Origin of the sequence: Brucella daejeonensis, from assembly GCF_014199265.1 — a bacterium.
Taxonomy (GTDB): domain Bacteria; phylum Pseudomonadota; class Alphaproteobacteria; order Rhizobiales; family Rhizobiaceae; genus Brucella; species Brucella daejeonensis.
This window is the reverse complement of the sequence record NZ_JACIJG010000016.1, coordinates 33,994-55,184: the sequence shown is the minus strand read 5'-3', so window position 1 is coordinate 55,184 and position 21,191 is coordinate 33,994. Positions and strand designations below refer to the sequence as shown.

The following is a 21,191-nucleotide window of genomic DNA, read 5'->3' as shown; positions in this document are numbered from 1 at the left end:
CGCCGTGCTTTTGGCCAAGATCGACGGAGATACGCGATTGTGGCCAATATAGTGTCAAATTATAATCCTTTTGCCGAAACCGCCAGAAGGAAATATAAAGTGTATAAACTCCACTATTACCCCGGAAATGCAAATGCAGCTCCGCATATGGTTCTCGAAGAAATAGGCGTTGAGCATAACCTTGTTCTTGTTGACCGCGAAGTAAATGCACAAAAGTCTTCGGAATATCTGAAAATCAATCCGAATGGCCGCATTCCTACGCTTGAGGATGACGGGTTAATTATTAACGAAGCCGCTGCCATCGTTCTTTATCTGCTCGACAGGCACCCTGAAGCTGGGCTTGCACCCAAATTCGGTACCGACGAGCGGGCGAAATTTTACCAGTGGCTGTTCTTCCTGACGAATTCGCTACAGGAAGAACTCATGGTCTGGCAGTATCCGGAACGCATCGGAGGCGCTGACCTTGAGGCAATCGAGGTCATCAGACGGGGCGCTGAAACACGCGCCAGCAATTTTCTCGATGTTATCGAAGATCATCTCAAAGCCAACGGCCCGCTGATCATGGGCGACAAACTGAGTGCGGCAGATTTCTATCTGGTCATGCTGTGCCGTTGGGCCCGACCGATGACGAAACCGCCACGGACACGCCCCAACATCTCAAGATTGCTCGATAAGGTCATCGCCCTTCCGTCTGTAAGGCGCGCCTACGCCGCCGAAGGTATCACCGACGAAATCTGCTGACCGCACGGCCTTCGCACGGCCGACAGAGCCTGTTCAGCCGGCAATTTGAAAAGGATATGTCTTATGACAATCGATACGACCAGCCGCAACATGCCCGAAAGAATGAACCTTCCCTTTGTCGGTCTTGCCACCTTCGCGGGCCAACCGGCCTGCCAGGATTGGGACAAGCTTGACGGAGCGGATGTTGCCATCCTCGGCGTGCCGATAGATACGGCCTCCAGCTACCGTGTCGGCACCCGCTTTGGGCCTCGCTCCATCCGCGAAGTTTCCATGTTCCATGGCTTCGGGACGGAAGGCGTGTTCGACTTCGAAGACGAGGTTACCTATCTGACGGCTGACGAAGTCCGGATCGTTGATGCGGGCGACAGCGACGTCATCTATGCCGACACCAAACGCAGCCTGGCCAATGCCGAGTTAGCGGTTCGCGCGCTGCTCGATGCCAAGACGATGCCCTACATCCTCGGCGGCGACCATGCGATCACCATGGCAACCATTGCCGCCTATTCCAGCGAGAAGCCGATCCACATTGTTCATCTCGATGCTCATTTCGACTTCATCGATGAACGCAACGGCATCACCTGGGGTCATGGAAGCCCTATGCGCCGGGCTTCAGAGATGGCCCATGTGAAGGGCATAACCACGCTTGGCCCGCATAACATGGCTTCCGTCAGCAGGAGGGATTACGAAGCGGCAAAAGCCTATGGGACGAATATCGTCCCGCTTCGCAAATTTCGGGCACAGGGCGCCGTCGCCTCGCTTGCACATATCCCTGACGGTGAGCGGGTCTATGTCTCGATCGATATCGACAGCTTCGACCCCTCGATTGCGCCCGGCACGGCCACTATCAGTCACGGTGGCTTTACCTATTACGAAGCCAAGGATCTGCTTCGGGAGGTCGCCAGGCGTTTCGACGTTGTCGGCGTCGACTTCGTCGAAGTTTCTCCGCCCTACGATCCTTCAGGGATCACGGCGCTTCTCGCCGCCCGCACGAGCCTCGACTTTATCGGATCGATTTTCCATGAACGAGCAAAGCGGCGCGCCTGATCCGCGCGGGCATGGCAGTCCGAGGTCATGCCGTTCAGCGCCTACACGCCGACGGATTACGTTGCAGACAGCGAGGCGCTGATCTCGACCGGGATATCCCAACCAGAAGTTTGTCCTTGTCGGACACTCGATGGGCGGGCAGATAGCCGCCCGCCTCGCTGCAAAAAGACCGGATATGGTCAGTGCTGTTGTGTCCATTGATGGGACGCTCGGCTTTGACTGTGACGCAGCTCAAATCTTCGCCAAGACGACGGACGATCTGAATGCCGCAGTGACCACTTGGATTGATGCAATCCAGGACCTTTTTGCCAATGTCAGGAGGGCCTTACGGCGTTGGTTCCGGCTTTCTCGACAGGGCCTCGCGCAGGCGTCTGACCTCGCGGTTAAGCGCGATCAACTCCTTTGCCTCCATTCCGGACCGGGCGAACAGCGTTTCTCCGAGACAACGGCTTTCTTCACTGAGTGCGTTGCCGCGCTCAGTCAGCGAAACCCGAACGCTTCGTTCGTCTTCGCGCGCCCGCGTTCGGATGACCAGCGCGGCGGCTTCCAGCCGTTTGACCAGGGGAGTTATGGTGCTGGGTTCCAGATCGAGCCGGTTCGCAATGGCGCCTATGCTGCGTCCGTCTTCCTCCCACAATACGCTCAGAACCAGATATTGCGGATAAGTGATCCCGAGCTTGTCGAGAAGGGGCTTGTAGACGCGGTTGATCGCCATGGACGTCGCATAGAGCGAGAAACACAGCTGATCTTCAAGGGGAAGGTTATCGGTCATGGCGCTTTCTATCAAGAATTCGTTATCGCGACAAATAAAAATCTGGACGGACGCGGCAGCTTCGTTTAGATAACTATTATTGCGATAATAAATATCGCGATAATCTGTATGAAGCGGATAATGACCATACAGGTTCCTTGCCAAACGCCCGCGATCGCGGCGGGCGGACTGAAAATGCAAGCATGTCGACGTCGATCTGATCAGAATAAAGGAAGAAGATGATGTTTGGAATCTCCCCACTCGGCTGGTTGCACACGCTCGGCAGCCTGCCGGCGATACCGTTGGCCATCTATATGCTTGCCCGTCACGGACGGATCGTGCCGCGCTCGGCAGCCGGTGCGATCTATTTCACAAGTATGCTGATTGGAGGCCTCACGGTATTCCTCGTCGCCAAGCAACCGGAAGGCAATATTATAGCTGTCGCAACCTTGGCGCTTCTCCTGGCTGGCTATGGTATCGCTTATGTGCCGGGACTGGGGCGGGCCTCTGCATATTGCGAAACGATTTTTCTGACCTTGACTGTATTCCTGCTGATGGTTCCCTCCGTGAATGAAACCCTGACCCGCGTTCCGGACGGTAATCCCATCGTAAGCGAACCCGGTTCGCCGATATTGCTCGGTGCGCTTGGTAGTCTCGTTGTCATGCTGGTCGCTGGGCTTGCCGTGCAAATCATTCATCTGCGTCGGCAGGGAAGAATGGCGCTTGCGGTGTCCCGCTAGGCTTCGCGAAACTATCGCCGGAGACGCCGCCTGAAAGGCGGCGTCTCCGGCTCATAAACTTCGGTCAGGCTGAGTTCCCTTCACTGTCGAGTTTTTCATAAGATACTCGTCTACCCGCTTGCCACTGCCCATCGCAACGGATGTTCGACCCCAAGCTCCCCCACCATGCGTACCGCACGTGCTCGTGAACCAGATCAAGTGAGGCGGCCCCATCAGGGCCTGTCAATCTGGTGAAACGGTGGGAGGGCCATTCCGATTAGATATGAGAAGAGAAGGGAAGCGGGCCTGCCCGCTTCGGCATGAACCTTTATGGCTTTTATATAGACCGACGGACGGTTTGTTGTTATGGCTGCACCGATCTTGAAGGAGATGCCTATGCGTCTCACGCGCGTTATCGCCTGCATCGCGGCAATCGGAATGATCGGCGCCGCCGCTGGCTGGTATATCTGGCGTCCTGTTCCTGTGTCTGTGGTTACTCCCTCGGGTGGTGACGCCGCCGAGGTCGTCTATGCCAGCGGCGTGGTCGAACCCCGCACCTGGGCCAAGGTCGCCCCGGTGGTGCACGAGCGGATCGTGGAGCAATGCAATTGCGAGGGTGAGAGGGTCGCCCAGGGCACGGTGCTGGCCCGCCTTGACGACAGCGAAGTCCGGGCCGTGCTCGTCGAACTCAAGGTGCGTCTGGCGCTTGCCCGTGACGAACTTCGACGCCAATCCGCCCTGTTCACGAAAAACATCAACTCACAGCAGAGTGTCGATGCCGCGCGCAGCAATGTCGACCAGCTGGAGGCCATGGTGGCGGGACGGGAGGCAAAGCTCGACAGCTATGTTTTGCGTGCTCCCAGCGCGGGTGTCGTGCTGCGGCGCGACGGAGAAGTCGGCGAGATAGCCCAACTCGGCAGCGTCCTGTTCTGGGTCGGCGAACCGAAGCCGCTGATCGTCATCGCTGACGTCAACGAGGAGGATATACCCCGCGTTGCCGTCGGCCAGAAAGCGCTTCTGAAATCCGATGCCTTTCCTGGCCGCAATCTCGATGCGGTGGTCGACAGCATAACGCCTAAGGGCGATCCCGTGACGAAAACCTACAGGGTCCGGCTGCGACTCCCGGACGAAACTCCGCTCATGATCGGCATGTCGGCCGACGTTAACATCGTCATACGGGTGTCACGCTCCGCCCTGCTCGTGCCGTCCGTTGCGGTCGACGGCGCAAAGGTGGTCGTCGCCGAGAACGGAAACGCCCGGCAGCGCGAGATCAGGGTCGGCATCCGGGGCACGGCCGCAGTCGAGGTCCTGTCCGGTGTGGATGAGGCGGCGCGGATCATCTCGCCCTATCCGACCGGTCTTCCCGATGGTGCACGCATAACAATCTCTCGGGACCGGGAGTCGTAAGGTCCGTCATGCGCCTCATCCTGGAAATCGCCTTTACCCATATTGCCGGACGCGGACGACAGACGCTCGTGGCAGTGATCGGCGTGGCGGTCGGGGTTGGCTTTTCGATTGCCATGGCAGCGCTGATGCAGGGCGGCCAGGACGATTTCGTGCGGCAGCTCGTCGATACCATGCCGCATGTCCAGGTGACCGACGATCGGCGCGCGGCCCGGCGCCAGCCCGCGGAAGACGCCTTCGATGCCGTCGCCATTTCCGGGTTGAGGCCGCGCGACGACCGCCGCGGCATCATTAATCCGACCGCTGCCCTGACGTGGCTGGAGGGCTGGATTCCCGGCAGGTTTGCGGCCAGCCTCAAGCTACAAGGTGTCATTCGCTATTCCGGCCGCGAGGTCGGCGCGGCTGTAATCGGCATCGACCCGAAGGCAGAACCCGGTGTCTCGCCGATCGTGGACGATTTCCGGGCGGGAAGTTTCGCCACACTGGCGGCGAGCGGCAACAATGTCGTGATCGGGGACACGATGGCGGGTCGGCTCGGCGCCGGTCCCGGCGACACGATCACCGCGGTATCGTCGGAAGGATTATCGCGCGACTTCAAGATCGCCGGCCTGTTTCACACCGGCACCACGGCGCGCGACGAAGGCGAGGCCTATGTCCTTTTGAAGAATGCGCAGATCCTTTCCGTGCGGCCGAACGCAATCAACCAGATCAACATCAAGCTGGACGATCCGAATGGCGCACCAGCCGTGGCACGCCGGGTGGAGGCCGAACTCGGTTACAAGGCCGTGGCCTGGCAGGACGCCAATGAATCGATCCTCCAGGCGCTCGTCGTGCGCAATGTCATCATGTACACGGTCGTCGCCGCCATCATGCTGGTGGCGGGCTTCGGCATTTTCAACATCATCTCGACCATCACGCATGAGAAGGCTCGCGACATAGCCATCATGAAATCGCTGGGCTTCGCGGAAGCCGACATGCGCCGGCTTTTTCTTCTCGAAGGCGTCGCAATCGGGACCGCCGGGTCGGCCGCCGGCTGGATCGTCGGATTTGCCCTGGTATACGCCCTCTCGCTGATCCGCTTCGAAATCGCCGCCACAGGCCAGGAGATGACACATCTGCCCATCGCCTGGAGCATGTTGCACTATCTCATCGCCTCCGGTTTCGCATTGGGCTCGGCGGCAGTGGCAGGTTATCTTCCGGCCCGCCGGGCAGCACGCGTCAACCCCGTAGACATCATCAGGGGGGCAACGTGAGCGCCCTGATCGAAACGAACGGCCTTACGCGTGTCCTGCACGAAACCGTGCCGGTGACGCTGGTAAAGGATATCTCCCTGACCATCGGCGAGAGGGAATTCGTCGCCATCACCGGCCCGTCCGGGTCGGGCAAGTCGTCCCTGCTCTATCTGCTCGGCCTGCTCGACCGGCCCTCGTCGGGAACCCTGCTTATCGGCGGTCGGGATGCGGAACCGATGAACGAGGAGGAGCGCGCCGAAACCCGCCTGTCCATGATCGGATTCGTCTTCCAGTTTCATTTCCTTCTGCCTGAGTTCACCGCGCGCGAGAATGTCGAAATCCCCATGCGCAGACTGGGCAGGATCAGTCGCAGGCAGATACGTGATCGCGCCGCCGACCTGCTCGGCTCACTGGGTCTTGGTGAATATCTCGACAGATTGCCCGACCAGCTTTCCGGCGGACAGCGGCAGCGCGTGGCCGTTGCGCGAGCATTAGCCAACGATCCTCCGCTCATCCTCGCCGACGAGCCGACGGGAAGCCTCGACAGCAAAAGCTCGGAGCAGGTGTTCTGCAACCTGCAAACCCTTGTGCGTGAGCGCGGAAAGACCATCGTTGCCGTTACCCACGATCTCGATATGGCTTCACGCATGGATCGGCGCATCCACCTCGTCGACGGCAGAATAGGTGCCGATGAGAGCGTCAGCGCAACCTGATCTGTCTACGGCGATTCCCGCCTGTCCGTTGCGCTCACCATATCACTTTCCCATCATCGAATCCGGAAGCCAGGTGACGATCGCCGGGAACAGGAAGATCAGCGCTACGGTGAACAGTTCCATCATCACGAAGCGCATCGATCCGCGAAACACGTCCGACAGCGGTGTCTGCCGGTCGATCCCCGCGATCACGAAACAGTTCAGGCCGACAGGCGGCGTAATCAATCCGATTTCGCACATTTTCACACAGAGGATGCCGAACCAAATCGGATCAAAGCCGAGACCGGTCACGGTCGGAAACACGATTGGAAGAGTGATGACCATCATCGAAAAGGCATCGAGGAACATGCCCATCGGAATATAGAGCAGAAGCAGAACCGCCACCACCAGATGCGGAGGAATGCCGCTTTCGGTAATCGCCTGCGCCAGAATCTGCGGAATCTGGATCAGGGTCAGAAAATAGCTGAAAATGCCTGCGCCGATCATGGTGAACAGGATCATCACCGTGGTCGTGGTCGTCGAGCGGAAGCTCTCCAGCAGCCCGATGCGGATATTGCCGCGCCCCTCGCGACTGCACAAAAGCATCAGCAAGGCGGCGAATGCGCCGATCGCACCCGCTTCCGTCGGCGTTACGAGACCGAGATAGATGCCCCCGATGACCACCGCGAACAGTACAACGATCTGCCAGGCCGTCAGTGTCACGCGCATACGCTCACCCCAGGTGGCCTTTGGCGCGCGCGCCGCACGGTTCTGGACGGAACGGCCCCACAGGCCGACGCCGATCATGAACACGACGGTCGTCAGGATGCCTGGCACGAAACCGGCGATCAGCATCTTGCCGGCCGAGACCTCGGTCAGCGCGGCATAGAAGATGAGGAGGACAGACGGCGGGATCAGCACGCCAAGCACACCACCCGCCGCGACCGAACCTGCGGCCAGCCGCGGATCGTAGCCAGCCTTCTTCATCTCGGGGATGGCCACGGCGCCCACGGTCGCAGCCGTCGCCACCGACGAGCCGGAGGTGGCTGCGAAACCGGCGGATGTCAGGATTCCGGCCATGGCGAGACCACCCGGCAGATGCCCGACCCATTTGTTGGCAACGGCAAACAGCCTCTTGCCCACCTGGGCATGATGGGCGAACGAACCCATCAGGATAAACAGGGGGATGACGGTCATCGCGTAGTTTGCGGTGTTGCTGAAGGAGAAGGTCTTCAGACGGTTCATGAGGAAGGCAAAGTCCTCGACCATGATGATGCCAAAGGCTCCCGACAGGGCGAGCGCCGCAAAGACCGGCGTGCCAAGCGCCAGAAAGACAAAAATCAGCGCAAGTGCAATCATCGTGATGAAAGTGATGTCCATGAGAACCTCGCGGGTGGACCTTTGGAACGACCGGCGCGAATTCTTCCGCGCCGCCTTGCGTTGTGAGTGCGTTGTCAGTGCGCGATGATGTTCGTGTGCCGCTGTTCCTGCTGCGCACCCGTGGTGACGAGCAGTGCATGAACCAGCGCCTGCAGTGCGGCGAACCAAAGACCGGCGGCAACGGCAATTTTCGCCCACCAGATCGGCATCTGGAAAGCTCCCCAGCGAAACTCCCGGATCGCAAAGGAATAGGCCGCCTCCATCGAGGACGGCCACGCCAGCATGGCAAATGTCAGCGCCGCGCACAGCCATGCCAGCCCGGTGGCCAGTCGCGACCAGCGACGCGGCAGCCTGTCCGTCAGCATGGTAACCCGAATATGGGCGTCATCGATCAGCGTCAGCCCCAGCCCCATGAACACCACCATGACCATCGACAGTTCCGACATCTCGAACAGGCCCGGAACGGCGCGGCCCATCCAGGCGCGGGCGACGACATCGATGGTGATCGCCAGCATCATGAAAGCCAGAAACAGGAATGCGATCCAGCCCATGACACCGGCGATGCGGTTCAGAATGCGATTGAACCCGACCATTGCACGATCACTTCGCCGTGGCGATTTCTTCGGGGCGCTTCATCCTGCCCGACCCGGCATGTTTTTCAATCGCCGTGTCGATGAGACGCTGCATTTGCGCGCCGTCGATTCCGGCTGGCTTGGCGACCGTCTCCGTCCAGGCTTCAACCTCGGCCGGCTGCACAATGCTTCGGGCCTTCGCCTTTTCCTCATCGCTGAGCGTGCTCAGTTTCACACCTTCCGCAATGGCCTTGGCGGTATAGTCCTCAAGCACTTTCTCGTAGATTTCCAGGAACTTTCCGGCGTAGAGCTCATTGGCGAGATCGGTGCAGATCTGCTTGTGTTCATCGGGTAGCCCCTGCCAGACATCGATGTTCATCACCGTTGCCGCCGGACCATGCGGACCATCTCCAATATCGTAGAAATTGGGCGCGATCTCATGCAGCTTGTAGGCGATGGCGGTTACGAAATCGAAGCCATAGACCCCGTCGAGCACGCCGCGCTCAAGCGCCTGATAAACTTCCCCCGCAGCCATCGGGACGGCGACACCGCCCAGGCGTTCGATCACGTCGGTCGCAATGCCGTAACCTCGGATCTTCTTGCCCTTGATATCCTCGATCGAGGTAATCGGCTGCCGCATCACCAAGGGCGCATAGTTCCAGTTGGTCCAGTAAAGCACCTTCGAGCGATTGCGCTGTTCCCATTCCTGCCGAAGCGGTTCGAACTGGTCATAGACATCGCGGCAGACAAGCTGCAGCGCATCGGCGCGATCCATGCGGAAATACCATTCGAGGCCGCGCGTTACCGGCAGCTCGGCCTGATAATAGCCGGGCGAGATCAACGTGATCTCCGACGTGCCGTCCCGTACGGCGGCCAGATGCTCGCCAACCTTGTTGAGGCTGCCTGCCCAGAACCGGCGGACAGAAATTTCTCCGTTGCTGCGCTTTTCGAGTTCTTCGAGGAACCAGCGGTCGATCCACGACGGACCAGCGCTTTCGGTGACATAGCTGTCGAACTTCATCGACCCCTTGGCTACCGCCAGATTTGGTAGTGAACCGATCAGCCCGAGACCGGCAAGAGTGCCCGAAGCCTTGAGAAAATCACGTCTTTTCATGTCTTGTTCCTCCTCCTCGATAAGTTTTTTGTGCGCCCCGGTCGCCCGGATCTAGTTTTCCAGCTCCAGTTTGCGCAGTTCGGTTTTTAGAATTTTGCCATAGCTGTTTTTGGGTAAGTCACCGGCAAAGACGTAATGCTTGGGCCGTTTGAACGCAGCCATATGCTGGCGACACCAATTGTCCAGTTCGTCCACTGTCGCCGCCTGCCCAAGCTCCAGAACCACATGAGCTGTGACATTTTCGCCCCATTCGGGATCAGGAACGCCGATGACTGCCACCTCGAAAATTGCGGGGTGCTGAAGCAGTACCTCCTCCACTTCGCGCGGATAAATATTGGTGCCGCCAGAAATAATGACGTCCTTCGACCGGTCGGTGAGATAGAGAAAGCCGTCCTCGTCCAGATGACCCAGATCACCGGTGCGCAGCCACCCGCCAGCGAGCGTTCTGGCGCTGGCTTCCGGGTCCTCCCAGTAACCCTGCATGACGCTCGGTCCGCGCACGACGATTTCTCCTGTGAAGCCGATGGGGCAGACTTTGTCGTCCTCGTCCCTGATCTGCACCTCGACGCTTGCCTGCGCGACACCGACCGATGCGCGACGCGAGCGCCAGGCGGGATGCGTTTCGTCTGCGACCAGTTCCCGGGAGAGCGCGGTGATGGTCATCGGACTTTCGCCCTGCCCGTAGATCTGAACGAAGCGTGGTCCGAACAACGAGACCGCCTCATCGATATCGTTCGCATACATCGGGCCTCCGCCATAGATGACCGAACGAATGCCCTCGCCCTTATATCCAAGCGCTCCGGCGGCGGCGATCAGCCGCTTGACCATGGTGGGAGCCGCAAAGAAGACGAGGTTTCCCCGCGTCCGCGCCAGATCGATGATCTCACGCGGATCGAAGCCGCGCGACACGGGAACGAGATGGGCGCCAGCGGCGCGCAAGACCGCAAACATGTAGAGCCCCGCGCCATGCGAAATAGGCGCGGCGTAAAGCATGGTGTCGTCACCACGCGGCGGCACCACGTCCATGGCGTAGCAAAGTGCCATCTCGCGCAGATTTCCATGGCTCAGCATGACCCCCTTGGGGCGCCCTGTGGTGCCGGAAGTGTAGAACAGCCAAGCAAGATCAGCCTCATCGACTGGAGTTGGCAGCGTGATTTCACCCCCGTTCGGACAGTCTTCGCCAATAGCGGCTTCTGCAATCCCGGCACGCCCCTCGAAGGTGTGTCCGTTATCGGTATAGACGAGGGCGGCGCGGGAGTTCTCCAGAATCCATTCGACCTCGCGCGGATGCAGTTTGAAATTGACCGGCACGGCCACCGCCCCAAGCCACCAGCAGGCGTGCATGATCTCGATATATTCGGGGCCGTTTTTAGCGAAAATGGCCACGCGGTCGCCGCGCGCTACCTTATGGTGTGCGGCCAGATGCCGGGCGCGGCGGCATATGGCGCGCAACAGCGAGCCATAATTATGAACCTCTTCGACGCCGAGAAGGATGGCGGGTTTCCCGGGCCAGTTCAGGGCTGACTGATACAACCAGTTCGCAATATTCATTGTGCGGTCTCTAGGGTCAGGATCTATTCATTTGGTGGAAATGGTGTGAGGCCATCCGTCTGGATACGAGGAGAAAAGGCGAAGGAAATGTGGTGCATTTTCGAGACTTTACGTGCATGTAGCCGGGCGGATGGACCACATCCTTCGGACACCGAAATGACTGGTGATCTGCGGCGTCAAGCCGCTCAACCGGGGGAACCACCCCGTTTTTCGCGTCTTTCCTTGCAGCTCTTGTCATTTCAGGTGCCATTTTCATCAAATTAACAGGTCCTGACCCTAGGCGCGGTCTGCGTGCAGGATGGTTGCATAATTGGCGACGGCGGCACCGCCCATGTTGAACGCCAGTCCCCACTCGGCACCGTTCAGCTGGATATCGCCGGCCCGGCCGGTCAGTTGGCGATAGGACATGACGGCCATGGAAACGCCGGTTGCGCCGACCGGGTGGCCTTTGGCCTTGAGCCCGCCGGAAAGGTTGACCGGAAGCCTCCCCTCGGCCGTGACCGTTCCGTCTTCGATAGGCGCGCTTCCCCTTCCCGGCACGGCAAGCCCCATCGCCTCGTAAATCAGCAGTTCGGCTATGGTAAAGCAGTCATGCACCTCGGCGAAGTCGAGATCGTCGACGCTGATCCCCGCTTCTTCATAGGCCGTCGCAATCGCCAGCGCCGGTCCCTCGAACGCGATGAAATCGCGCCTGCTCATCGGCAGAAAGTCTGAAACATGGCTGGTGCCGGCGAGACGCACGCGCCTTTTCGCAGATGATGCAGCACCCGCTTCACTGCTCAAAACGATAGCTGCGGCTCCGTCCGTCACCAGCGAGCAATCCGTCAGGCGCAGCGGCGGCGCAATCAGCGGGTTTGTTTCGCTGACATTGGCGCAATGATCATAGCTCATCGGCTTGTGCATCTGCGCCAGCGGGTTCTTCATTGCATTGGCATGGTTCTTGGCGGCTATGCGGGCCATCGCATCAAGCGGGTTCGAATAGCGCTGCCCATATTGTTCGGCCGCTACCGCGAAGACCTGCGGAAAACTGAGCGCGGCTTCAGCCGGATCGTTCTGATAACCGGCACCGGCAAGCGCGGTGGTCACATCGGCGGTAGTACGATGAGTCATCTTTTCCGCACCGACCACCAGCACGTTGCGCGCCTTGCCGGAGCGCAATGCATTGATCCCGGCATACATGGCCGCGGCTCCCGAAGCACAGGCATTTTCCGAACGCGCAGCAGGCTTGAAGCGGAACTCGGCAAACGCCTGATGGACCAGCGAGGAAGCGAAGCCGTCCCCAACCAGACCCGAGTTGAAGTGACCGAGGAAAATGGCGTCTATATCGCCGGGATCGATATCGGATTCAGCGATGGCTTCGCGTGCGGCCTCGACGATCAGTTCTTCGAGATTGGCAGACAACCGGCCGAATTTGGTGTGACCGCTGCCGATACAATATATATTGGACCCGTTCATCAGGTTCTCCGATCAAGACGCTCGAATTCAGACGTGGAAGCTGCTCGCGCATGGGAACCATGCGACCCGCCGCTCAGGCCGTTACATTTCTGAACCGGGAGAACTGCCTCCACTCCGTGCGACCCCGCAAGGGACCGCTTCCTCCGCTTCAATAGTTGCCGGAAAGAACGAATATGAACATGAGTAGAAATACGTAGATATCTACGTAATTTTTACGTAGATTGGGCCGCTGACGGGTTACGCGCAGCTACGGGAGGCGGGCGGAAATGGATGAACTATCGGATGATCATCTTTGTTTAACCGGCTTCATTGAAGCTCCGATCGGGATCATGGTTCTTTCGAACCGTCGCATTCTGCGGGTCAATCGTGAGATTGAGCAGTTGTTCGGCCGTAGCCGCATCGAACTGGAGGGGCAATCCATCCGCCTCCTCTATCCGTCGAATGTCGATTATGAAAAGACCGGCGAGCGGTGGGAGCGATGGCTGGAGTCCGGTCCCCGCTACGAGGATGAGCGCTTCATGCAGCACAGCAGCGGCGAAATTATCTGGATGCGAGCGCGCGGGCGTACGATGACGCCGCAGGAGCCGTTCAAGCTCATGGTCTGGACTTTCGAGAAACTGGAAGAGGGCCGCAACAGCGCTTCCTTGCTGACACCCAAGGAACGTATCGTTGCCCGGCATCTGGCCAATGGCATGACGTCCAAGCAGATCGGTCAACTTATCGGTATCTCCCCGCGAACGGTTGAAGTGCACCGCGCGTCGATCATGCGCAAAATGAATGTGCGCAACACGGCTGAACTCGTCGCACACATGATCGTCGAACGGTAAGATGCAAAGGCTGTTTGAATTCGAGGCATTGCCGGATCACCTAACGGAGTTGGCCGGTCTTGCCGCCGCCGACCTAAAATTCCTTACCAGTTGCGACCGGGCTTTGCAGGATGGATCGACCCGATTTGTTCCATGCATTTCGTTCTTTTCCTTGCGAGAAGAGCATTAAACATTCTTAACGATACGAAAGACAATTCCCACTTCAGTTTAGTTGCTGTGAGCACCATCTCGATGGTCCGGGAACCATGTTTTCCAGTTTAGCATCGGGTATCTGGATGGATGCAAAAATGAAAACTGATGTGCCTTACACAACCTTAAATGTTTGAGACCCGAGCTCTTTTTTGATGCGCAGTTTCCTTCATTAAAAGCCTGTGGCGCTGGTCGTTCAATGCAGCGGCGATCATTGGTCTGATTGTGAAGACGCCCTGGGCAGCTTTTTCGACAAGAACGCGCAGATACCCCCCTGCCGACTGAATCTGATCATATCTCTGCAGGATGAAGGCGATGGCGATAGCCGTATTCTGATCTCCCAGCACATTTCTGGCGAGATTATGCAGTTTTCGATCGATTCCGAGAAACGAGCTCACTTTTTCGGTCGTAGCGATTATATCTGACCAGTGGCGGATTGGATCTGAACTGTAAGCGGCCACTTCCGGACAGGCTCGCAGAACCATTTCAAGAGGGATGCCGGGTTCGACAGATTTGTTGAGCATGCCTGAAATGCGCTGGTCGCTGGAATTTGGCACTGGCTTTTCAAAATGGGAATCTGGATTTGATTCAATTTGCTGCCGCTCATTTTGAGATTCATTGCCGCGCATATTTTGAACATTTTCTTTTAGTTTCAACACGTTGTCGATTTCATCGCGAATAGTCTGCAAGGCTTCGACCAGCGCGGCCAATTCTTTAGGTTCTGCACGGCGGGGTATGCGGTCCACAACGGCACGGAAACGGTTATTGATCAGACGCCAGTCGCCTGCGAGGCCTTCCTGAAAGGCTAATTCGACAAGCTTGGCGATGTCTCGGCGCTGCAATGTCAAACGTTCCCGCATTTCCCGCAGTGCAAGCTTCTCCGCCCTCACCTGTTCCGCGGCAGTTTCAAGTTCGCACGCACGAGCCAGCAACGGTGCGAGCGAAAAACCGAATGCGATTTGTACTTCGCCGCCTTTTGCACGACGGGCATAGCGCTTTCCATTCGGGCTGTCCTGACGGATGATCAGACCGGCGTCGATCAGGGCGGACAGATGACGACGCAAGGTCGCGTCGGCCATACCGTGAGCGCGCAAGGCCAGTTGCTTGTTGGATGGGAACACGATCAGACCACCTTGCTCATTCAATTCCGTTTCCGGATAAAATGACAGGAGCGCCGACAGAACGGCCAAGGAGCGATCGTTCAGTCCGAATACGGATTTCGCCTCACACAGCCAGCGATGCAACTGCCATTTATCGACAGTGCTTCCGGCTTTGATCTGGCGGGTATTCCGTTGGCTTGCCAACAAGGCAAGCGTCATCCTTCGACTGCCAAACGGCGTCGAGGCCAATTGAATCTCCATTTTCTTTCACCTTCCACAAGGCAAAAGAAATCCACCCGCCGAAATGACGCTAATTACACTTGACAGTGATTCGTGGATTTGCGATTCTCTAGCTGCTAAACCAATGAGAAGGGCTTCCACACGGCGACGTTTGGGGGCCTTTTTCTTTTGCTGTCTCGTTCCTTCCTGAATGTCTTGACGCAACACGCTTACTATCGAACGCTGAACTCATGACGATCCGGGCAAAAAATCCGGAACCGCTTACACTTACCTATTTTTCCTCGCTCTGGAACGACGCATAAAGCTTGTCCAGATTACGGGAAAGCCAATCGGCAAAACGGGGACCATTGGCAGCACCGAGCGCCAGGGTGGCCGATTTACCATTCTGCTTGATAACGGCGCTGACCGACTTGTCTGCTGCCGTCCAGTTCGTGCCGGGGCGTGATGCCGCCTTTGTGACGGGCTTTTTCTGCTTCCCGCCTTTGAGATAGCCGTAAAGCTGCTCGAAACGCTCGCCGGACGATGCCGAACCGAAAGCCTGGCTGGCCAGAAGTTCGTCGACAGCCTCCTTGTTGCCGGGGATCTCGATCAGTTTACGCAATTCGAGCCAACGGTCGCGGCCGATGCCTTTTGCCGGGCCGATTGCCAGCAGAATATATTCCGGAACAGCCTTCGGGATGGTGAGCATCTTGGAAAGTGTCTGATAATCGACGGTCAGGGCGGCCTGGATCGCCTCGCGTTCAAAACCCAGTGCTTCCAGACGCGCGGCGAAGAAAACCCGCTCTATGAAGCTGAGATTGGCGCGGGCAGAGTTTTCCTGCCCCTGGCTCAGCACATGTTCCAGATCGGCGAGGGGCTTTACGACGGCCTTTACCTTCAGCCCGAGTTCTTTCGCTACGCGAGCACGACGATGCCCGAAAACGATCATATAGCGGCCGCTGGTCTGTGGATGTGGACGAACCAGAATGGGACTGTCCTGTCCGCGCTCGCGGATGGCCTCCAGAAGTTCACGATATTCCGCGTCATCAGCTTCAGGCAGGCGATCCGCCACAAAAGACACGTCCAGATTTTCAGGATCGAGCTCGACGATCGTCTCGCCATCCAGCTTCTGGGCTGCCTGCTTTGCCAGTTCGTCTATCGATGCGGACAGGGATTTGGCAGCACCGAAACGGCGCGATACGTTATCGACCGGCTGCGAAGTCTGTTCGACCGCCGGTTCGTTCCGCATAACGCTTTCGAATATGTTCTTTCTTGCCATTCCCATGCCCTCAAACCGGTCAGAGACCTGATTTCATTCAATATTTGCCGCTTTAGACGGCAGTCTAGCGCCCCCATGCCTCGTGAATGAGGCCGCGAATTTCCGAATTAACCGCTTCCATGGCTTCCATGGCGCGATCATAGGTACCGCGATTCATCGACGAACGTTCAACTTCGTAAAGGGTTTGCTTGGTGAGACCAGCGTCCGAGATCGCGGTCGATTTCAGCATCTGATGCTTCAGCATATGTGAAGCGAGCATACTTTGCATGAAGCCGACCATCTGCGCTTGCGGGACGTCGGTTGGCTCGTAGCGGGTAATCAGGTAGCGGAACCAATCCAGCTGAACGGCACCGCCGGCTTGACGCACTGTCTTGAGGATGTCGCCCAGCATCAGCAGAAATTGCGACATCGACATAAGATCGAGCATCTGCGGATGAACGGTGATCAGCACCGACGTCGCCGCCGAAAGAGCGGTAAGTGTCAGATAGCCAAGCTGGGGAGGGCAGTCGATAACCACGACGTCATAGTCGCTGTCGACATCCGAAAGCGCCTTGGCGATACGGTTCCAGAATGTCTTGCCCTCACCGCCATTCTGCATGGCGAGCGGCGTGTCATATTCATATTCCTGCAATTCAAGCATAGCGGGAATAATGTCCAGGCTCGGAAAGTTGGTCCGCCGGATGACCTCGCGAATAGGCTTCCTTTCGGAATCGTAACGAATGGCTTCGTAGAGCGAGGGGAACTCGTCGAGTTCCGGCTGGATGCCATGCAGGGCGGAAAGCGAAGCCTGCGGATCGAGATCGATCGCGAGCACACGATGGCCGGTCAGGGCCATGTGCTGCGCCAGATGGGCGGCCGTTGTCGTCTTGCCGGAGCCGCCCTTGAAATTGACGACACCGATGACCTGAAGTTTCTCATTACCGCGACGATGCGGGACGTAGCGCTTGACCTCGGCGCGGCCATTCTGATCCAGCCATTGGCGCAATTCCTGTATCTGCTCGACGCTATAGGCGCGGCGACCACCTGTCAGAATGGTCGGCTCGACACCTTTACCTTCCAGGTGTAGTTTTTTCAGATTACTGGGAGAGACACCGAGAAAATAAGCAGCTTCAGCCATGGAAAACTGGCGCAGCACATTCTTGCGCGCATCAGGAGGGAAGTTTTCATGGCGCAGCAGGTTGAGCTTGCGAGAAATCTCGCGTCCTTGCGATAATATCATGTCGTCAAACGACAAGGCTGCTGCTGGATTTGCGATATTCATCTACTGGGATCCCTAGTGACGGCACTTATGACAATACCGCCTAAATACCGTCATTATGTCCGATTCTTAATCTATCGCAAGGGGGCGCCTAATTAACAAAGGGTTAGCGCCTGCCTGAGAATTGAAGAAAATTTTAGCGATCCGAATCGGTTTTCCGTATCTCATTGGTTTTACGGGATTTTTCTGAGTTTAGACCGCGGTCTATCAAGCGTACCCGCCAGGTTCTTCCAAAATTCAATTTGATGACACCTCTTATCCACCAGTCAATCTGGTTCAAAAGCGCCAGGAAACCGTGCGAATCGAGTCCTGCCCGCGTCCGGCCTGTATGTTGTCTCCTGGCGCTCTGAAGCTGATATTTCTGTCAAATCCGGGAGATGCTGCACAACTCCGAAGTTGGGGCAGGGCGCAAGCAATATCGCGATCCCGGTATGAGGGCAGATTTCAACTGCGTTCGTTTCCCTCTGCAAGATAGAAGGCGCATCGCAAATCCGTCACATGCCAGGGGCATGTCTGCCCGGGTTGTGACGCAAACCACCCAGTCAGGACTGTTATGCTACAGCCATTTCTGGCGTGGACTGGCCGTGGTCGGCTCTTTCTCTTTGTTTTGAAAACCGTTGGTAGGGCTGCAAATGACGGTCTGTAGCGTTCCGGGTGCATAAGCGACCGATGTGTTTTTCCTGCACTGTAAATTACCATCTGCGCGCGCTTATGCCGGTTTTGATAGAGGCGCGGGGAGAATGTCTTTCGTTCGTGGAGTTAAGTGACATTTGAACGGTTAGCCATATGCGGAGAGGTTCCAGCGGGTGCCTCGCTGTCGTCCGGTATAAATACGGTGTCGGACCGCATTCGATGTGAGAAATGCTATCACGCAGTGTGGATTTTTTAACCAAATCAGGTTAAAGTCCACTTAGCTGCTGGATAAGTCCCTGAATGGCAAATTGCAGCTCCCGCGAAAGCAATAATCCCCCCTGATAAGCTAGCTTAAGACCGTCAGCATGACTAAACGGAATCTGCTATTAAGTTTTCTTACGTTTAATTTTTATCTTAAGAACAATGGCTTAGGAGAATAGATTTCCCGGAGGAACATGCTGGATTTGCGGTCCAGCCCGATCCTTTTCCTTGATGCCGGAAGAATGGATCGAGGGGCAAATCACGTCACATCGGGATGCCACAGGCGGTTGGAGAAGAAGTGTTGTCTGGAGATCGACATGATCGCCGCTCTTTTGGTGGGGAGGTCAGCACTTCGCATGTGGGCAAATCCTGAACGCTGCAGATTGCGCAATTGGCGGTGGTGCGCTGCGCTTGGCTCCTGCACGATCCGTTCGGTTCGTGGGTCGTCGAGAAACATCAGGTGCAAAAGGGAGGGCAGCCAGGCGGTGAACCAGGCCCTTCCGCGGAAAGCTTCTTCACCGACGATGACGTGGCAGCCCCGGTCGTAATCGCCGGCGCCTGAGAATGGGCCTATCAAATCCTCTTTCGCCCAGTAAATCTCGAAATAGGAGAAAGCCCGCTCATCGAAGCGGCCGATCAGAGGAACGACATGAGGGTCCGCCCACATGCGCTCCAGATAGCGCTTGTGGGCAGCTTCGCTTCCTGCCTCGTTCCAGAACTCATTGACCCTGGGGTCGTTCATCCAGCGATGAACGTCAGGCAGGTCCGGGGGAATATCGCTGCCCTCAAGGGAAAGGGGATGTCGTTGGACGACATTATCAAGGCCAAGCCAACGGCAGCATTCGACGCGAAATGGGGACAGTTCGTCGTCGATCCAGCGTTCTTCACGCGGCTTGTGCACGAAGGGGTTTGATCGCCACAAGACGTAAACCGCAGACATTCCGGAGACCAACATGCCTATTCAGAATGAAACTCCCGTTGAAAGTATGGGTGTCAACCGCGTTCTGTCGCGGAGAAACTTCATCGCAGCCTCGACGGGGCTAGCGGGAAGCATTGTCGCGGGACAGGCGGCTGCCGACTCTCTTTCCGACGTCCCGCCTCGAGAACCCGGAGCCGACCTCGGCGGAACCAGCGAACGATCGAAATATGTCAAGATCGCCCGTATTCCTGAATCTACCCCAGGCAAGCGCAACGTCGACCCGGGCGATGCAATCAACTCGAAGACGCCGCTCGACAAGCTGGTCGGCGCGATCACACCGTCCGACCTCCACTACGAGCGGAGCCATTCCGGCGCACCCGACCTCGATCCGGCCACCCATCGGTTGCTCGTACATGGCATGGTGCGGAAGCCGTTGGTATTCAACCTCGACGACCTCAAGGCGATGCCGTCGATCTCCCGCACGACCTTCCTCGAGTGCACCGGCAACGGCTGGGAAAACTGGAAGAAGGCCGACGAGAACGTCACCGTGCAGAACACGCACGGCCTCGTCAGCATGAACGAATGGACCGGTGTCCCGCTCAAGGTCCTGGTTGACCTGGCCGGAAAGGACCGTGGCTCGACCTGGATGCTTGCTGAGGGTGGCGATGCGGCGGCAGTCGCCCGCAGCATTCCGCTCACCGATGAAATACTGAACGAAGCGTTCGTGGCCTATGGGCAAAACGGCGAGCCGCTGCGGCCCGCCCATGGCTTTCCGATGCGGCTTATTATGCCAGGCTTCGAAGGCAATCTGAGCATCAAATGGTTGCGCCGACTGAAATTCGGCGACCGACCATGGATGACGCGCTGGGAAACGGCGCGCTACACGCAGCTCCAGGCCAATGGCAAGGCCATCCAGTTCCAGCTTCGTATGGATACCAATTCGGTGATCACGTCGCCCTCGGGGACGATGGCGATCAAGCCCGGATACAATCGCATTACCGGGCTGGCCTGGAGCGGTCACGGCGCGATTACCGGGGTAGAGATTTCCACCGACGGCGCAAAAACATGGAAGGCCGCACAACTTAATCTGCCCGTGTTGCCCAAGGCACAGACCCGCTTCCAGATGGATTGGGTGTGGGACGGCAAGCCGACCAGGATCGTCAGCCGCTCGACTGATGACGAGGGCAATGTCCAGCCCGACCGCAAGTCGTTCATCGCGGCGGTAGGGACCAACGCGCTGTTTCACTACAACGCGCAGCAGACCTGGAGCATCGATGAAACCGGGAGGGTCCGCAATGTCCTCGACTAACAAAGCATTCTTCGCCGGCGCGATCGTGCTGGCTCTTGCCTCACCCGCGCTCGCATATGATTTCGGTCGGCCGGCGACGCCCGATGAAATCGCGCTGTGGGACATCGACGTCAGGCCCGACGGGAAGGGACTGCCACCGGGTAGCGGGACAGCGAAACAAGGCAAGGAGCTATTCGCCGACAACTGCGCGGCGTGTCACGGCGATAACGGCGTCGGCGGCATCAAGGACCGCCTGGTTGGCGGGCAAGGAACATTGACTTCGGACACACCGGTAAAAACCGTTGGGAGTTACTGGCCTTATGCGACAACGCTGTTTGACTATATCCGCCGGGCGATGCCCTATCAGGCACCGGGTTCGATGAGCGATGACGATACCTATGCGCTCACCGCTTACATCCTGAGCCTGAACGGCATTGTGCCACCAGGCAAAAAACTGGATCAACAAAACCTGCCGAAGGTGAAGATGCCGAACCGCGATGGCTTCGTGCCAGATCCCAAATTCGATCCAGCGACACTATTCGGGAAGAAATGAGATGAGAATC

General features: G+C 57.8%; 18 protein-coding genes and 3 pseudogenes. 11 read left to right on the top strand and 10 right to left on the bottom strand.

Going from position 1 to position 21,191, the window contains the following annotated elements; translation table 11 throughout:
- The first annotated feature begins 39 nt into the window (after positions 1 to 39).
- The 3 genes and pseudogenes from FHS76_RS17585 to FHS76_RS22920 all read left to right on the top strand — a co-directional run.
- Positions 40 to 741, top strand: coding sequence for a glutathione S-transferase family protein (locus FHS76_RS17585; protein ID WP_328700518.1), 702 nt, complete (start codon positions 40 to 42; stop codon positions 739 to 741).
- Between the two features lie 63 nt (positions 742 to 804).
- Entirely contained in the window at positions 805 to 1,785 is a 981-nt protein-coding gene (locus tag FHS76_RS17580) for an agmatinase (RefSeq protein WP_183655790.1), read from the top strand.
- Between the two features lie 106 nt (positions 1,786 to 1,891).
- Positions 1,892 to 2,089, top strand: a pseudogene (locus FHS76_RS22920) (alpha/beta fold hydrolase); the annotation flags it as partial.
- 21 nt (positions 2,090 to 2,110) lie between these two features.
- On the opposite strand, the gene FHS76_RS17570 reads toward FHS76_RS22920, so the two are convergent.
- Positions 2,111 to 2,557 (bottom strand): MarR family winged helix-turn-helix transcriptional regulator, encoded by a 447-nt coding sequence (locus FHS76_RS17570; protein ID WP_183655787.1) that lies wholly within the window; start codon positions 2,555 to 2,557, stop codon positions 2,111 to 2,113.
- A 221-nt stretch (positions 2,558 to 2,778) separates the two neighbouring features.
- Here FHS76_RS17570 and FHS76_RS17565 point away from each other — a divergent pair, with 221 nt between their 5' ends.
- The 4 genes from FHS76_RS17565 to FHS76_RS17550 all read left to right on the top strand — a co-directional run bounded on the left by FHS76_RS17565 (position 2,779) and on the right by FHS76_RS17550 (position 6,604).
- Entirely contained in the window at positions 2,779 to 3,276 is a 498-nt protein-coding gene (locus FHS76_RS17565) for a hypothetical protein (protein WP_183655784.1), read from the top strand.
- Positions 3,277 to 3,651: 375 nt separating this feature from the next.
- On the top strand, positions 3,652 to 4,662 hold the full coding sequence (locus FHS76_RS17560; protein WP_183655781.1) for an efflux RND transporter periplasmic adaptor subunit: 1,011 nt from the start codon (positions 3,652 to 3,654) through the stop codon (positions 4,660 to 4,662).
- A gap of 8 nt (positions 4,663 to 4,670) precedes the next feature.
- Positions 4,671 to 5,912: an ABC transporter permease gene (locus FHS76_RS17555; protein ID WP_183655778.1), complete on the top strand. Its 1,242-nt coding sequence runs from the start codon at positions 4,671 to 4,673 to the stop codon at positions 5,910 to 5,912.
- Positions 5,909 to 6,604 carry an ABC transporter ATP-binding protein gene (locus FHS76_RS17550; RefSeq protein ID WP_183655775.1) on the top strand — a complete coding sequence of 232 codons (696 nt, stop codon included), beginning with the start codon at positions 5,909 to 5,911 and terminating at the stop codon, positions 6,602 to 6,604. Before FHS76_RS17555 ends, FHS76_RS17550 begins: the two co-directional genes overlap by 4 nt.
- 42 nt (positions 6,605 to 6,646) lie before the next feature.
- Here the strand turns inward: FHS76_RS17550 and FHS76_RS17545 are convergent, their stop codons facing one another.
- The 5 genes from FHS76_RS17545 to FHS76_RS17525 all read right to left on the bottom strand — a co-directional run bounded on the left by FHS76_RS17545 (position 6,647) and on the right by FHS76_RS17525 (position 12,655).
- The gene (locus FHS76_RS17545; protein WP_183655772.1) at positions 6,647 to 7,963 is read right to left on the bottom strand and encodes a TRAP transporter large permease; all 1,317 of its coding nucleotides are present in this window, start codon (positions 7,961 to 7,963) and stop codon (positions 6,647 to 6,649) included.
- Between the two features lie 74 nt (positions 7,964 to 8,037).
- Positions 8,038 to 8,556, bottom strand: a complete 519-nt coding sequence (locus FHS76_RS17540) for a TRAP transporter small permease subunit (protein WP_183655769.1) — start codon at positions 8,554 to 8,556, stop codon at positions 8,038 to 8,040.
- Between the two features lie 7 nt (positions 8,557 to 8,563).
- Positions 8,564 to 9,649, bottom strand: a complete 1,086-nt coding sequence (gene dctP / locus FHS76_RS17535; protein WP_183655766.1) for a TRAP transporter substrate-binding protein DctP — start codon at positions 9,647 to 9,649, stop codon at positions 8,564 to 8,566.
- Positions 9,650 to 9,700: 51 nt separating this feature from the next.
- Positions 9,701 to 11,200: a class I adenylate-forming enzyme family protein gene (locus tag FHS76_RS17530; RefSeq protein ID WP_183655763.1), complete on the bottom strand. Its 1,500-nt coding sequence runs from the start codon at positions 11,198 to 11,200 to the stop codon at positions 9,701 to 9,703.
- Between the two features lie 276 nt (positions 11,201 to 11,476).
- Entirely contained in the window at positions 11,477 to 12,655 is a 1,179-nt protein-coding gene (locus FHS76_RS17525; protein ID WP_183655760.1) for a thiolase domain-containing protein, read from the bottom strand.
- A gap of 266 nt (positions 12,656 to 12,921) precedes the next feature.
- Here FHS76_RS17525 and FHS76_RS17520 point away from each other — a divergent pair, with 266 nt between their 5' ends.
- On the top strand, positions 12,922 to 13,482 hold the full coding sequence (locus FHS76_RS17520; RefSeq protein ID WP_183655757.1) for a LuxR family transcriptional regulator: 561 nt from the start codon (positions 12,922 to 12,924) through the stop codon (positions 13,480 to 13,482).
- Positions 13,483 to 13,796: 314 nt separating this feature from the next.
- Here the strand turns inward: FHS76_RS17520 and repC are convergent, their stop codons facing one another.
- From repC to FHS76_RS17500, 4 genes and pseudogenes are all read right to left on the bottom strand, one after another.
- On the bottom strand, positions 13,797 to 15,032 hold the full coding sequence (gene repC, locus FHS76_RS17515; RefSeq protein WP_183655755.1) for a plasmid replication protein RepC: 1,236 nt from the start codon (positions 15,030 to 15,032) through the stop codon (positions 13,797 to 13,799).
- Positions 15,033 to 15,282: 250 nt separating this feature from the next.
- Positions 15,283 to 16,269, bottom strand: a complete 987-nt coding sequence (gene repB, locus FHS76_RS17510; protein ID WP_235992740.1) for a plasmid partitioning protein RepB — start codon at positions 16,267 to 16,269, stop codon at positions 15,283 to 15,285.
- 64 nt (positions 16,270 to 16,333) lie between these two features.
- Positions 16,334 to 17,530, bottom strand: coding sequence for a plasmid partitioning protein RepA (gene repA, locus FHS76_RS17505; protein WP_183655752.1), 1,197 nt, complete (start codon positions 17,528 to 17,530; stop codon positions 16,334 to 16,336).
- Positions 17,531 to 18,680: 1,150 nt separating this feature from the next.
- Positions 18,681 to 19,187, bottom strand: a pseudogene (locus FHS76_RS17500) (GNAT family N-acetyltransferase); the annotation flags it as partial.
- Between FHS76_RS17500 and FHS76_RS22615 the strand changes: the two are divergent.
- The 3 genes and pseudogenes from FHS76_RS22615 to FHS76_RS17490 form a co-directional block, all read left to right on the top strand.
- Positions 19,185 to 19,334: pseudogene (locus tag FHS76_RS22615) on the top strand (MBL fold metallo-hydrolase); the annotation flags it as partial. The pseudogenes FHS76_RS17500 and FHS76_RS22615 sit on opposite strands and share 3 nt — an antisense overlap.
- A gap of 40 nt (positions 19,335 to 19,374) precedes the next feature.
- On the top strand, positions 19,375 to 20,649 hold the full coding sequence (gene soxC / locus FHS76_RS17495) for a sulfite dehydrogenase (RefSeq protein ID WP_235992739.1): 1,275 nt from the start codon (positions 19,375 to 19,377) through the stop codon (positions 20,647 to 20,649).
- The gene (locus FHS76_RS17490; RefSeq protein ID WP_183655749.1) at positions 20,636 to 21,181 is read left to right on the top strand and encodes a c-type cytochrome; all 546 of its coding nucleotides are present in this window, start codon (positions 20,636 to 20,638) and stop codon (positions 21,179 to 21,181) included. Before soxC ends, FHS76_RS17490 begins: the two co-directional genes overlap by 14 nt.
- Positions 21,182 to 21,191 lie beyond the last annotated feature (10 nt).

What these genes read in the sequence shown, in the direction of transcription:
- FHS76_RS17525 (WP_183655760.1), bottom strand. Translation starts at nt 12,655, where the DNA reads ATGAACGGGTCCAATATATATTGTATCGGCAGCGGTCACACCAAATTC.
- repA (WP_183655752.1), bottom strand. Translation starts at nt 17,530, where the DNA reads ATGAATATCGCAAATCCAGCAGCAGCCTTGTCGTTTGACGACATGATA.
- FHS76_RS17545 (WP_183655772.1), bottom strand. Translation starts at nt 7,963, where the DNA reads ATGGACATCACTTTCATCACGATGATTGCACTTGCGCTGATTTTTGTC.
- FHS76_RS17530 (WP_183655763.1), bottom strand. Translation starts at nt 11,200, where the DNA reads ATGAATATTGCGAACTGGTTGTATCAGTCAGCCCTGAACTGGCCCGGG.
- FHS76_RS17540 (WP_183655769.1), bottom strand. Translation starts at nt 8,556, where the DNA reads ATGGTCGGGTTCAATCGCATTCTGAACCGCATCGCCGGTGTCATGGGC.
- FHS76_RS17580 (WP_183655790.1), top strand. Translation starts at nt 805, where the DNA reads ATGACAATCGATACGACCAGCCGCAACATGCCCGAAAGAATGAACCTT.
- soxC (WP_235992739.1), top strand. Translation starts at nt 19,375, where the DNA reads ATGCCTATTCAGAATGAAACTCCCGTTGAAAGTATGGGTGTCAACCGC.
- FHS76_RS17570 (WP_183655787.1), bottom strand. Translation starts at nt 2,557, where the DNA reads ATGACCGATAACCTTCCCCTTGAAGATCAGCTGTGTTTCTCGCTCTAT.
- FHS76_RS17565 (WP_183655784.1), top strand. Translation starts at nt 2,779, where the DNA reads ATGTTTGGAATCTCCCCACTCGGCTGGTTGCACACGCTCGGCAGCCTG.
- FHS76_RS17560 (WP_183655781.1), top strand. Translation starts at nt 3,652, where the DNA reads ATGCGTCTCACGCGCGTTATCGCCTGCATCGCGGCAATCGGAATGATC.
- repC (WP_183655755.1), bottom strand. Translation starts at nt 15,032, where the DNA reads ATGGAGATTCAATTGGCCTCGACGCCGTTTGGCAGTCGAAGGATGACG.
- FHS76_RS17490 (WP_183655749.1), top strand. Translation starts at nt 20,636, where the DNA reads ATGTCCTCGACTAACAAAGCATTCTTCGCCGGCGCGATCGTGCTGGCT.
- FHS76_RS17555 (WP_183655778.1), top strand. Translation starts at nt 4,671, where the DNA reads ATGCGCCTCATCCTGGAAATCGCCTTTACCCATATTGCCGGACGCGGA.
- dctP (WP_183655766.1), bottom strand. Translation starts at nt 9,649, where the DNA reads ATGAAAAGACGTGATTTTCTCAAGGCTTCGGGCACTCTTGCCGGTCTC.
- repB (WP_235992740.1), bottom strand. Translation starts at nt 16,269, where the DNA reads ATGGCAAGAAAGAACATATTCGAAAGCGTTATGCGGAACGAACCGGCG.
- FHS76_RS17520 (WP_183655757.1), top strand. Translation starts at nt 12,922, where the DNA reads ATGGATGAACTATCGGATGATCATCTTTGTTTAACCGGCTTCATTGAA.